General features: G+C 66.4%; 14 protein-coding genes and 1 pseudogene. 7 read left to right on the forward strand and 8 right to left on the reverse strand.

Translation table 11 applies throughout. The features are described 5' to 3' along the window. The first annotated feature begins 31 nt into the window (after positions 1-31). Positions 32-1,270 (forward strand): DUF3322 and DUF2220 domain-containing protein, encoded by a 1,239-nt coding sequence (locus JT362_RS01255; protein ID WP_260189100.1) that lies wholly within the window; start codon positions 32-34, stop codon positions 1,268-1,270. A gap of 86 nt (positions 1,271-1,356) precedes the next feature. Here JT362_RS01255 and JT362_RS01260 read toward each other — a convergent pair whose 3' ends face one another. Further along, on the reverse strand, positions 1,357-2,061 hold the full coding sequence (locus JT362_RS01260; protein WP_260189101.1) for a DCL family protein: 705 nt from the start codon (positions 2,059-2,061) through the stop codon (positions 1,357-1,359). Positions 2,062-2,372: 311 nt separating this feature from the next. Here JT362_RS01260 and JT362_RS01265 point away from each other — a divergent pair, with 311 nt between their 5' ends. Both JT362_RS01265 and JT362_RS01270 read left to right on the forward strand, forming a co-directional pair. Continuing rightward, on the forward strand, positions 2,373-2,975 hold the full coding sequence (locus JT362_RS01265; RefSeq protein ID WP_260189102.1) for a hypothetical protein: 603 nt from the start codon (positions 2,373-2,375) through the stop codon (positions 2,973-2,975). 120 nt (positions 2,976-3,095) lie between these two features. Further along, complete coding sequence (locus JT362_RS01270; RefSeq protein WP_260189103.1) at positions 3,096-3,365, forward strand: hypothetical protein; 270 nt, start codon at positions 3,096-3,098, stop codon at positions 3,363-3,365. A gap of 555 nt (positions 3,366-3,920) precedes the next feature. Here JT362_RS01270 and JT362_RS01275 read toward each other — a convergent pair. Then, a complete protein-coding gene (locus JT362_RS01275; RefSeq protein ID WP_260189104.1) occupies positions 3,921-5,315 on the reverse strand; it encodes a recombinase family protein in 1,395 nt (464 codons plus the stop codon). Positions 5,316-5,354: 39 nt separating this feature from the next. Then, positions 5,355-5,654: a recombinase family protein gene (locus JT362_RS01280; protein ID WP_260189105.1), complete on the reverse strand. Its 300-nt coding sequence runs from the start codon at positions 5,652-5,654 to the stop codon at positions 5,355-5,357. Between the two features lie 188 nt (positions 5,655-5,842). On the opposite strand from JT362_RS01280, the gene JT362_RS01285 reads away from it, so the two are divergent. Then, a complete protein-coding gene (locus JT362_RS01285) occupies positions 5,843-6,355 on the forward strand; it encodes a Tn3 family transposase (protein ID WP_260189106.1) in 513 nt (170 codons plus the stop codon). Between the two features lie 141 nt (positions 6,356-6,496). Here JT362_RS01285 and JT362_RS01290 read toward each other — a convergent pair whose 3' ends face one another. After that, positions 6,497-6,928, reverse strand: coding sequence for a DUF6326 family protein (locus tag JT362_RS01290; RefSeq protein WP_260189107.1), 432 nt, complete (start codon positions 6,926-6,928; stop codon positions 6,497-6,499). A gap of 222 nt (positions 6,929-7,150) precedes the next feature. Between JT362_RS01290 and JT362_RS01295 the strand changes: the two genes are divergently transcribed. Next, positions 7,151-8,380 (forward strand): sensor histidine kinase, encoded by a 1,230-nt coding sequence (locus JT362_RS01295; RefSeq protein WP_260189108.1) that lies wholly within the window; start codon positions 7,151-7,153, stop codon positions 8,378-8,380. 54 nt (positions 8,381-8,434) lie between these two features. Continuing rightward, the gene (locus JT362_RS01300) at positions 8,435-9,097 is read left to right on the forward strand and encodes a response regulator (RefSeq protein ID WP_260189109.1); all 663 of its coding nucleotides are present in this window, start codon (positions 8,435-8,437) and stop codon (positions 9,095-9,097) included. 286 nt (positions 9,098-9,383) lie between these two features. Here the strand turns inward: JT362_RS01300 and JT362_RS01305 are convergent. The 3 genes and pseudogenes from JT362_RS01305 to JT362_RS01315 all read right to left on the reverse strand — a co-directional run. Further along, positions 9,384-9,515 (reverse strand): annotated as a pseudogene (locus JT362_RS01305) (helix-turn-helix domain-containing protein); the annotation flags it as partial. A gap of 125 nt (positions 9,516-9,640) precedes the next feature. Continuing rightward, the gene (locus JT362_RS01310; protein ID WP_260189110.1) at positions 9,641-10,189 is read right to left on the reverse strand and encodes a hypothetical protein; all 549 of its coding nucleotides are present in this window, start codon (positions 10,187-10,189) and stop codon (positions 9,641-9,643) included. Between the two features lie 271 nt (positions 10,190-10,460). Beyond that, the gene (locus JT362_RS01315; RefSeq protein ID WP_260189111.1) at positions 10,461-10,643 is read right to left on the reverse strand and encodes a hypothetical protein; all 183 of its coding nucleotides are present in this window, start codon (positions 10,641-10,643) and stop codon (positions 10,461-10,463) included. Between the two features lie 227 nt (positions 10,644-10,870). On the opposite strand from JT362_RS01315, the gene JT362_RS01320 reads away from it, so the two are divergent. Further along, on the forward strand, positions 10,871-11,113 hold the full coding sequence (locus tag JT362_RS01320; RefSeq protein ID WP_260189112.1) for a hypothetical protein: 243 nt from the start codon (positions 10,871-10,873) through the stop codon (positions 11,111-11,113). 289 nt (positions 11,114-11,402) lie between these two features. On the opposite strand, the gene JT362_RS01325 is transcribed toward JT362_RS01320, so the two are convergent. Continuing rightward, complete coding sequence (locus JT362_RS01325) at positions 11,403-12,002, reverse strand: hypothetical protein (protein WP_260189113.1); 600 nt, start codon at positions 12,000-12,002, stop codon at positions 11,403-11,405. Between the last annotated feature and the right edge of the window lie 125 nt (positions 12,003-12,127).

Raw genomic sequence — 12,127 nt, forward strand, 5'->3', positions numbered from 1 at the left:
CCGACGCATCCGTCGCAGCGGAGGCAATATCATGAACACCCGCCTCATCACCCCGGACGATGCCGTCACGGCCATCAGCCGCAAGATCAACCAGAAGTGGGCGGAAGCTGTGTGCGCGGAACTGGGCGTCGGCGAGCGAGTCACGTTCTCCGTTCCGCTCCGCCCCGGCGTGTCGACCGGCAAGGCCGTCGAGCAGATCGGGCACGCCGCCTGGCACGAGTGGCACATGCGCTGGCGCGAGTTCGCCGGCCAGCTTCCCGTCGGCGTGGAGATCGTCTGTAAGACGGTCGCTGTCCGGGGTGTCACTGGCGAGTTTCCCGCCACGCTCATCGCAGACCTGGATGCCGCCGTCGTCCTGGAGGCCGAAGCCGGATCCGGATCTCGTACCGATGCCGAACCGCCGTCCGTGGACGTCGACCGCGCCCGCACGCTCGCGTCGTCGCTGCGGTCGGCTGGCGCGGTCCTCATCCCGGCCACCCTTCGGGCTACATACCGGCTTCAAACCACCGACGCGGAGGTGTTGGTCAATGCCGTGACCTGGCTACGCCAGCACCCCGACGCCAGCGCCTGGACCGCGCGTCAACTCCCAGTCCCCGGCATGCACACCAAATGGCTGGACACCCACGGCACGCTGCTGCGGGACGTCACCGGACGCGACGTCCGAGACGAGGTCCGGCCCCGGCTGACCGTCGTGCACCTGACCTACGTCGACCCTGACCACGCCGCAACGGGCCGCCGCAGACACGACGCCTGGACCACCGGCGACGTGCACGACATCGCCTACCAGCCGCGAATCGTCCTCATCGTCGAGAACCGCGACTCCCGACTCTGGTTCCCGCCAGTCAAGGACACGATCGTGGTCGAGGGCGGCGGCAAGGCCGCAGCCACCCTCCTTGCGAATGTGCCCTGGATCCGCGCAGCAAAACACATCGTCTACTGGGGAGACATCGACGCGGACGGCTACACAATCCTCGACCAGTTCCGCGCCGCGCTGGCCAAGCCGGCGCCGGACGGTGCACCGGCACAGCCCGTCACCTCCATCCTCATGGACGCCACCGACTTACACCGCTACGCCCAGCACGGCGTAAACCACGACAAGGCCGGCCGTCCCATCAAGCCGTCATCGGCGACCCTGCCGCACCTCACCGAAGCCGAGGCCACCGCGTACGACATCATCGCAACCGTCGGCCCCACGCCATTTCGACGGATCGAACAGGAAGCCATCCCCCTCATCCACGCCGCAACCCGACTGCTAGACGGCACGACGTGACGCTTGAAGCGAGTGGTCGCGGGCAGGCCCACTCACTTGTTCGTGACCTGTTTTAGCTGATGCTCTAGCCGAGCGCTATTGCGACATCAAGTTTGTTGCCGCCACGGCCCGCTAACCACGCACTCTCGGACCCCGCTTGAGCAACGATATAGATTGGCTTCAATGGACACTACTCGCAAGGTGGCGTTGCGACGGTGATAGTCACGCCATGCCCTTGCTTGGTCATCGCGTCCGAGTTGCACCCCGATCGATCCGTCCGCACGTGCGATGACCATCTCGTCCCAACCGCCCTGCTCACCAACGAACTGCTCCGCGAGTTCGAGGAACGTGGGCGAACTGTGATCAACATGCGCCTCTTCCCTCGCAACGACCCGACCCGTGACCGCACACAACACCGGAGCTGGTGAACAATAGGTTTCCTCGGCGAATTCGTACACCTGATTCGAGACTTCGTGTCGCATCGCACCCATCACCAGCCGTCGGTGCGATGGAGGCCGCAGACACTTCATAAACGAGAAATCAGTTTCAGAACGATCGACGCGGACAAGATAGAACGATCGTTGCCGGACGAATTTTGGATTGACGCGAACCTCGAAATGAGCTACACCACAACCCAACTTTTCGTCCCGCTCCGGATGAAGTTCTAGGAGATCAAGCAGGAACTGCTCGTCTGCGATTCCAGTAACCCGTTGCCCGGGATCATAACGATAAAGAACGTCGCGGCAGGCCTGCTCCGCGTCCTTCTTCAGCGCAAAGGAACGGTCCCCCACCAGCACGGGATTGCGCGGCATCGATGCTTCCCTCCGTAGCGTCCGAGGTCAGGTTTACTCGGCTTGACGCGGCCGTACAAGGGCAGCGCCAGTCGCTGGCCCCGCGTGCCTGTCTGTGCCACCGGAATCCGGTTGGCCAAGTCCTCCACGGTTCGGGAGACGCGTAGATGGCCGCCTCCCGGCGACACCGAACCCGCCATGATGTCGACATGGCTACTCCCGCATCGGGACCCCGTCCATCACGAGCCGGTGTCCGTAAGAAGATCCATCCCGCTACTGAGGCCGCGTTGTGGGCGTTGAGCAACGGGCGCTGTTATGCGCCCGGGTGCCCGATGCCGGTGATCATGGAAACCCGGCCCGGTGTCTACCGAAAGAACGCCTGGGTATCGCATATCTACGGGGTGCGGCCGGGCGCGGCTCGCTACCAGGCTGACTTGCAACCAGAGCAACGGGATTCGTTCACGAACTTGTTACTGCTGTGTCTGCCCCATCACGAAGAGGTCGACGACGAGAAGACCGGCGAGGAGCTCTACCCTCCCGACGTGCTCCGCCGTTGGAAGATCGAGCACGAGGGCGGCAACGGGCCAGCGCTGGCCGCGCTCGGTCCCATCGATGCCGATGTCCTGACCACGCTGTTGACCGCCGTGTTCACTCCACCGCTCGACCGGCTAGAGGCCATTACGAAACGCCTGGAGGAGACCGGCGTCGCCAATGCCGACACTGTCGCCGAGCTTCAGCAGGTCCTCGCCGTCCTGACCATGACGACCGAAGGTATCGACGCCCGAACAGCGCGAGCTCTCTCCTTCGCGGCTGAGGTATTCGGAACAAGTACCTTCCATAAGTCTGCTCTGCATCTCGGTCATGCGGCTGAGGTATTGCCCGGAGTTGCGAAGCGAATAGCAGGGGCAACGGACACGTTGGGCCGTTTCCGCTGATTTCGGTGTGTGTCAGGCATCGGGTCCTGTCGGCGTCATTTCTGAACTACGGGCCAATCGTTATTCGCGCGTCTGGTTTGGTGCCGCGCCATCCCATAACGCGGCGAGACTGATCAAGAAGTGGTCGAGATCGTCTGCGTGAACCCGAGCGGCGACGTAGTCGCTAGAAACAGCCGCTGTTCGCCCCTCGCGCTGACCCGATTTCGACCCGGCGACAAGTCGCTTGAGAAACCCGATCACGAGGGCTTCCACGCCTGGGACGAACTTCTCATCGATGCGGTCAGCGTGCTGCGGCAAGTCAAGTTCGACGAAGATCTCGCTCCGATGCCGGTTGATCCCCAAGAGTCCTGGAAGGCCGTGCTGAGCAGCCAGATCCGCAGACACCGTTAACGTCGCCATAGCCACACAGGATGCCAGACCTCGCCAACGACGGCGCCCACCGGATCGCCGGCCCCTGCGGCGCCCACAACAAGGCCTACGAACAGGTAGCCAAGCAGTTCGCCCATCGCCGCTCGAAGATGTGACGCGCTGGGCCGATCAGATACATAGCCTTCCCGCAGGGTAGCGACCTTCTGCCCTCCGGACAACGACGACGGTTGCGCGGTGGCAGCAGGGGGCGACGATGGGTTGCGTGAACGGCGCCAGTCAGGCCCCACGGATCCCCTCACACGCCGGCCGGGTGCGGGAGCGGCTGATCGATGCGCTCATCCCCGACGCACTCAGCCCCAGCAACGAGCCCGCGAGTGTTCCGCTGCCTGTGTTGCCGACGCTGCACCGGCTAGACACCCGCCACCCAGCAACGTTGCTGGTGTCGACCAGCAGGATGGACCGCTCCGGCCGCGTCCATGAGCGGATCCTGCTACGCGAACTTGGCTGGAACCCCGGCAGCCGGCTGGACATGGACACGATGCACGGCATGATCCTCATCGCCGCTACCCCGACCGGTCAGCACACCATCGACCACCGCGGCGCCATCAAACTCCCCGCCCCATCCGGCGCCTCTGCAGGATCGAATACGGCCCGCCGATCGTGCTCGCCGCAGTTGTACCCGAACAGGTGATGGTCATCCACCCCTCCACCACCATCGCCGCCATGACCGGCCAACCCCACCCCCTGGCCCAACCATGACCCACGCGACGCAACCAACACCTCCGACCAACGACTCAACCCAGGACTGCCCGAACAGCGCCTCCACCGGACCCACGCTGGTATCGTGGACGCATGAGCAACCTCCCGGAATCCGGGAGATGTCCCTCGAACAGGTGTTCTAATCCCCCCTCGGACACGCACACTATTCACCCGCATCGAAATCTCAGCGGTGGAACCCCCTGGCTCATACAGAACCTGCAAGTCTGTGCCCGCATAGAGTTCGGCCAGCTTCTCTCTACTTCCCCGGCTCAGCGTCGCAGGCACGTCGCCCAACGAGGCGATGCGCGCGTGCACCTCAGCGGCCTCCATCAAGTTCAGTGCAGGCGTGTTGTTGATCTCTGCCTGTGCCGCTGCCCGCTCGGCCTGCGCCGTGTTGATCGCCTCCACGAGCGCGGTCGGATCGATGCCCGCGGCGATCGCTGCTTGGAATCTTCGGATCTCCGCCTCGGCCTTGGCGAGCCGATGTTCGGCCGCATCCCGCCCTGTCGCCTTCTGTCCGGCTCCGTCCTGTGAGGCCACGAGCGCCGCAACGGTCTTGTCGACGTGGTCCCGGTGGAACAACTCGGCGAACCACTCGTTGATTGCGTCCCGGATGGTGTCCTCGCGGAGGTAAATCGCAGCGGGATGCATTGCCAACACCGGAAAACCCGGCGCAAGCGTCCGGGCAGGACACCGGTAATACATCGCGTGCTTACGCGGGCTGCCTTCCATCTTTCGCCTGCAGATCGCGCACCGGATGCGCCCGCGGAACAGGTAGTGCTGCTTGACCGGCCGAGCCGAGCGCTCCGTCTTCCGCGCGGTCCGCAGCCCATCAGCGGCCTTGGAGCGACGCAGCAACTGGGCTTGGGTGAAGTCGTCTACAGAGATGGTCTTCGGGTGCGAAGGCTTCCGAGAGCGCACGACCCGATCCGGAGTAGAGCGACGAAACCGCACCACGTGTCCGGCCGCCACGTCGTCCGGGTCAACCAAGGTCTCCTGCTTGGTCCACCGCCCGAAGATCGCGTATCCGGTGTAGCGCGGGTTCTCCAGGATGGATCGCACCGTGCTGCCCTGCCAGCCATCGGCGAGCCGGTGCGTGTTCTGCTCCGGCCGCCGCGCCGAAGGACACAGGATGCGATCCCGATTAAGCCCGTTCGCTATCGCCCGATCACCGAGCCCGGCCAGGTACTCAGAGAAGATCCGCCGAACCACCTCGGCAGCTGACTCATCGATCTCCAGGACTCGCAGCCGCTAGCCCTCCGCAGCCTTCCGCGGATTCGGATGCGGACCGCCGTCGACGACCTTGTACCCGTACGGCGTCCGGCCACCCTGATGCCGACCCTCGTTGATCACCTGCGCATCCATCGCAGCCCGCACACGAGCCTGGACGTGCTGCCGCTCATACTCGCTCATCCCGCCGAGGACGCTCATCAGCATCTTGTGCGACGGATTCCGCGCGTCGAACTTCCCGCCCAGCTCCGGCACCCACAGGTCCACCCCGTAGGCAGCGAACCGCGGCGCGATCAACGAGAACTGGTTCCCGACCAGCACCGCGTGCCCTCCCCCACCACGACCGCGTTCCACCCCCTGTCCAGCTGCTTCAACGCGGCCAGCAGACGAGACGCCTCCGCCCGACGCTCCCACGGCACCGAACGCGACTGCCCCACGTCGAAGAACTCGGCAACCACCTCCCCACCGAGCGGCCCGACGAACTTCGACGCGTTGCCCAACTGCCACCCGTGCGACGTCTCCGGGTCCTGGTTGTCCTCCGTCGAGCAGCGTCCGTAGAACGCGACCGGCCCGATCCCCTCCTCGACCTCTCCGACGAGACCTACCGGCGCAGGATCGCCCGCCAACTCAACAAGGGCGAGAACCCGCACGCCCTGCGCCGCAGCCTCGCCTACGCCGGCGAGGGCGCCGTCCGCCGTCGCCACCACGAGCAGCAGACCGAGCAGATGCGGTGTCTCACCGTGGCGACGAACGCGATCGTGTGCTGGTTGACCGAGTACCACGGCCTCGGCGTGGCCGCGCTGCGTCTCGACGGCCGCGACATCGACGACGAGGTCCTCGCCCACATCTGGGCCACCCCACCACGAGAATGTGCACTTCTACCGCACCCACTCCGCCGACATCGACGGCGAACTCGCCCAACTCGACGCCGACGGCTACCGACCGCTTCGGCTGCTGCCGGCAGGCCATCACCGCCGGCCGGTAGCGGCTCATTCGCGACGGCCATTGGTAACCCCCCGTAGCGCGCGTCTCGTTTGCGCGACGCACATCGGGGTTCTCCTTTACTCATGTGAGGGGTCTCCCTCCTCGGTGGGCACCGAGGCAGGCGGATCGGTTCAGCGCGCCGACACCGATTCGCGGGAGGATTCGGGGCGGGCAATCTCCTAACGGAACTTCCACGCGTACCGCAGGATGACGGACAGGAGCAGCACCTCGATTCCGATGGAGAGGCCGTAGAAGGAGGCCCACTCCCAGGCCTCCCCTACCGCGTTGAACACCGAGAAGGGGATGTAGAGCAGCGCAACGACGAGGTTCGTGGCGCGGTTCACTCGGACGGGCAGCGTCATGGAGAGCATCACCATCAGGGCCGGGATCGTCACGGACGCGGTGAAAATGCTCAACAACGTCCCGCTGATGTCGAACTCGAAGACGACGCCACTCCGGATTTCGTCGATGGCGCCAGGCTTGTAGAGGTGGAAGTAGTCGACATAGATATAGAGGAACATGAAGCTGGTCCATGCTGCCGCGAGCTTGGCCTGCACGGGGATCGGCGGGTTGTCGAGCCGGCTCGGGGTGTTCGTTCGGATGTCGCTCATCGTTTCTCACTTCCTTTCCGTACCATTCGTTGCCGCCGGAATGGCCGGAATGCCGTTTCGGAGGTTTGTTGGGCCGTCGGTTCCGGTAATCTGGAACAGATTGCTGGCGCGGCCGCATGCGCCGCTACGAGCCGAGGGCGATGGTGGCGGGCCGAAGGTCTACACCTCGGGTTCGACTTTGGTCGGATGCCGTGGGGCCCAACCCGGCCGTACGCTTTGATCATGATGGCCCCGGCGGACCAGCAGGACCGGAGCGCGCTACCGGCGGGCGTGATCAGCGATGCTGACCACGATCCAGTACGCCTGGCCGGGCGCACGGTCCGCGGCCGGGTCGTCGACGCCACCTGTTTCCTGCTGGCCGTTGGCGTCGTGGTGCTGACCCTGGCCGACAGTCGCGCGCAGCACATCGCGCCGGTCCCGCTCACCGTCGACCTCGTCCTCGGCAGCCTGTGCAGTCTGGCGGTGTGGCTGCGCCGGCGCTGGCCGGTCGGCCTCGCCGTGGCCGCTGGTCTGGTCAGCGTCTACGCGACGTCCGCCGCGGGCGCGGCGCTCGTCGCGCTGTTCACCGTCGCGGTCCACCGGCGCTTCGCAGTGGTTGCCCGGATCGTGGCCGGGTACGCGCTCGTACCATTCCTCACGCTGCTGGTTCGCCCGGACGTCCCGGTCGGCCCCTGGTCGCAGATCCTTCTGGGCGTCGTCTTCGCGCTCGCGGTGCTCGCCTGGGGCATGTTCGTGCGGGCCCGGCGCCAGTCGCTGCGCGAACGGGCCCGGCGGGTCGAGGCCGAACAGGAGCTGCGGGTCGCCGAGGCCCGCCAGAGCGAACGCAACCGGATCGCCCGGGAGATGCACGACGTGCTCGCCCACCGCCTGTCCCTGCTGAGCCTGCACGCCGGGGCGCTGGAGCTACGCCCCGACGCCGCGCCCGACGAGGTCGCCCGCGCCGCCGGGGTGGTCCGAGACAGCGCCTACCAGGCGCTGGAGGACCTTCGGGAGGTGATCGGCGTCCTCCGCGCCGGTGCCGGCCGGTCCGACGAGACGCCGGAACGGCCGCAGCCCACCCTGGCCGACCTTCCCGACCTCGTCGACCAGTCGCGGCGCGCCGGGATGACGGTGTGGCTCGACTGCCAAACCGATGCGCTTGCCGCCGTACCGGCTGGTGTGGGGCGCAGCGCGTACCGGATCGTGCAGGAAGGGCTGACCAACGCCCGCAAGTACGCTCCCGACGCCGAGGTGGCCGTCACCGTCCGGACAACCCCGGGCGACGGCGTAACCGTCGAGATCCGCAACCCGTGCCCGATGGGCGCCGGTGGTGGTACCGCGATTCCCGGCGCCGGCATCGGCCTCATCGGGCTCACGGAACGGGCCGCCCTCGCCGGCGGACGCCTCGAACACGGACCTACCCCGGCCGGTGAGTTCCGGCTCTGGGCCTGGCTACCGTGGCCTACCCTCTGATCGCGGCCCAGGGTCGTGTCCGTGGCCCGGCTGGGCAGAGAGAAGGAGCCCAACGTGAACGCAGCGGTACGGGTCCTCGTCGTCGACGACGACCCGCTCGTGCGGACCGGCCTGGCGATGGTCATCGGCGGCTCATCCGACCTGACCGTGGTGGGCGAGGCCGGCGACGGAAGCGAAGTAGCCGCCGCCGCCGACGCCTACGCCCCGGACGTGGTCCTGATGGACATCCGCATGCCCACCCTCGACGGCCTCGCCGCCACCGAACAGCTGCGCGCCCGACCCGACCCACCCGAGGTCATCATCCTGACCACCTTCGACGCCGACGAGCACGTCCTCCGCGCACTACGCGCCGGGGCCAGCGGCTTCCTGCTCAAACACACCCCACCCGCCGAGATCCTGCGCGCGATCACGCGGGTCGCAGCCGGAGAACCCATCCTGTCGCCGACCGTGACCCGACAGCTCATCGCCCACCTCAGTGACACCGGCGCCGCCGCCCGGCAACAGCACGCCGCCACCGCGCTGGATCAGCTCAGCGAACGCGAACGCGAGGTCGCCGTCGCCGTCGGGCACGGCAAGTCCAACGCCGAGATCGCCAACGAACTGTTCATGAGCGTGGCCACCGTGAAAGCCCACATCTCCCGCATACTCACCAAACTCGATCTCAACAACCGTACCCAGATCGCCCTACTCGCCCACGACGCCAGCCTCACCAGCTGACACCGGCAAAGCCTGGCCCCCCGCCGGCACCCGGATTGACGGCCCCAGCCAAGCCGCGACGCCCCCCACTTTTGGCCATGACGCCCAGCGCCGGCGATCGTTTCAGGTTGTCGGCGTGATGGTTCCGCTGCCCGTGTGGACAAAGGGTGCCCAGCCCCAGGGTCGTCCGTGGTGGCGGTCGCGCGGCGCGCTTACGGCGGTGTGCAGGGCCACCGTCGGATCGGCGGAGTCCTCGAGCGTGATGCGGCGGGCTGACCACTTGTGCTTACGGCACATCGCCTCGGTCCGGGCCACGACCTGGGCAGACGTTGGGCCGATCCAGCAGACCGGCTTCGCCGTACTTGCGGTGACGGTTGACCCACTTCGAGGCGCATTGCCGGGAGATTCCCATCTCGGCGGCGACATGCGCGATCGGACGGATCTGGCTGAGCAGGCGACCACACGAGGGATACTCGGGCCGGCGCTGCTGAAGCGGTGTGGTGAGGTGCGGCCCTCCGCGGCGCTGGACGGGCCGCGCCGCGGAGTCTGCTGGGCGGCCGTCTGTCAGGGGAAGATGCGCTGGTAGCGCAGCGACGTGTACCCGTTGTTGTCGGAGCGGATCTCGACAACGCTCGCCACGTTCGAGCCGCGATCGAGCCGTCGGGCCTGCAGACGGATCGTGGTCTGCTGGCTCACGTCGACCAGTTCGCTGATCGGGGCGGTCTCGTTGTCGCCGATTTCGATCCCAACCGGGTGCCGGTTTATCAGTTGGATGATCATGCGCTCGCTCAGCGGAACGACGGAGCCAGCCGTCTCGTTCCACAACCGGGCGACGATGTACGAGTTGGCACCGGGCGGGCCGGTGATGCGGCCGCGGACATCAGCGTCGAGCGCGTAGGTGCCGGCTTGGGGCAGCGTGACCGTCAGCGGCATGTTCGTCCAGGCACTGTTCAGATTCGGCAGGTCGACCAACTGCGGGTTCAGGTGTTCGATTCCCCGCGTCGCCTGCGCGGCCGGTTCCGCGACGATGACGTCGGGCTGCGCGGTCACGACGCCCGCCGCCAGCGCCACCGCCGTGGCACCGGCGGCCAGGTACATGTGGACACGTTTCATCGCTCACTCCTTTGTGCGACATTTCTTCAGGGACGTCCATGGCGACCGCGACCGGGTTGATCGAAACAAGGACTACTCGCCAAGCGCGACAGTCGAACCAGCTGATTCCCGGCGTTCGCCACCGCGTTCGTCGTGAATAGGGTATCCGGACGACAATCCGAACGGGCGCATCCTGCCGCACACATTCGGGTGAATCTGAAAGAGCGATATATATTTCGTCGCAGGCGGCGTTGTCATTTGACGACAGCAATCCAGCCCGGGTGGTGGTTGGCTACTGGTACCGCACGATCAGGCGGATCAGCTCGTAGCCGCTGCCTCGGTTCGTGGCGCCGGGGTTGGCGATGACGGTGACCGTGTCGCCCTCGGTGTCGAGGGTGGCGGTGATGTTGGTGATCCGAGCGGGTTCCCTTGGGGTGTCGGGGTTGGGCATCCGCATGGCTTGGGCGGAGGGCACGCCGGTGACGTCGGTGTCGGCGAAGTGGACGGTGATGGTTTGGCGGGAAAGGGTGACCTACTGGGCCGCACACTGGGGAATAATGGCCAGCAGGAGTCGTCGCTGGAGAAATCGCATGACATGGCTCGACCGCTATCGAACTCGTGCGTTGTTCGCGATAGGGACGTCGGTTGCCAGCGGTCTCATTTCCTCGCCATCGGCAAGTTCATGACTGACGCTCGAAAAATGTGCTGATCATCTGGATGGTCACGGTTGTCGGCGCCGTCGTGCTTGTCGTGCTCGCCGGCATCCGGGTGATTCGCCGTGCCCGCAAGCGGGCGCGGCGGGTTTTCGTGATCGTCTCGACGTTCGACCAGAAGTCCTGCATCGCGGAATTCGTGCGGCAGCTGACCAACGCCTTGGATCGGGCCAACATCGATCTCGTGCTCAAGGTGCCTGACCGCGATTCCGACGCGAGTGCGCAGGAATGACCACAGCGTTTACGTCGGCTATGACACCGCGGAGCTCGGAAATCAGGCTGGCTGGTGGCTCGTGAACCACCTTCGCGGCTCCCGGCGGTGCGCGCGGATTCCGCGGTCCGAACTCACGAGCGTGGAGGTCGTCATCGACGACACCTGCGAAGCCCGGAACAAATGGCTACAACGCACCCGGCCAGGTTGCGTTGGGAGGTGCCGCCGCCGGAACGGCGTGGCCCGGCGGCGGGCTCCAACAGGACGTGATTTCGGCGACCGTTCCGGCCGCGCGACAAACGCGTGTCGCTCAGCCGAAGGTGATGTCGATGTTGCCGGTGACGTTCTTCACGCCGCCGGTCAGGCACTGGGTCTCGGCGGCGGCCGTCGCGGCGTCGATGGTGGTCTGGTCGGCCGACACGGTGACCGGTGCGCCCGCGACCGACTCGGGGCCGCCTTCGACCACGGCGTTCTCCAGGTGGGGTCCGGTCTCGTCCAGCCGGAACGTCTCGGCGGTGACGGTGCTCTGCTGCGACGACCCGTCCGCCATGACCCAGTCGATCACCAGGCGGGGATCGGACAGTTCGGCCACCTCGCAGGTCGCGACGCCGTCGGCCGCGTCCGGCATCTCGTAGCGGGCGCCGGTGATCTGGCCCTGCGGGTCCTCGCACCGCGCGGTGCCCTGGAGGAGCCTGCCGCTGAACTCGGCCGGTTCGTCGGCACCCGTGATCGGCACGGACGGCTCGGCCAGGGCCCACAGCGTGCACGTCACGGGGGCCGGCTGGGTCTGGCCGTCCGCTGGCAACTGGGGCAGCACCACCGCGATGCCCGTGAGGACCGCGGTCACCGCCAGGACCGCGCCCCATCTGCGGTGGGTCTTCGTGCTGGTCTCATCCGTTCTGTCATCCATGTCGACTCCCGCTTATCTCGGCACGTTCGCAGGTCGAACGGCTGTAACCGAAAACAGTCGCACCGGTGGATTCAGCTACCAAGAGTTTCCGCCTTCTTTCCTTCTATCCGGTGAATTGCGCCAGC

The organism is Actinophytocola gossypii (assembly GCF_025165815.1).
GTDB lineage: Bacteria > Actinomycetota > Actinomycetes > Mycobacteriales > Pseudonocardiaceae > Actinophytocola > Actinophytocola gossypii.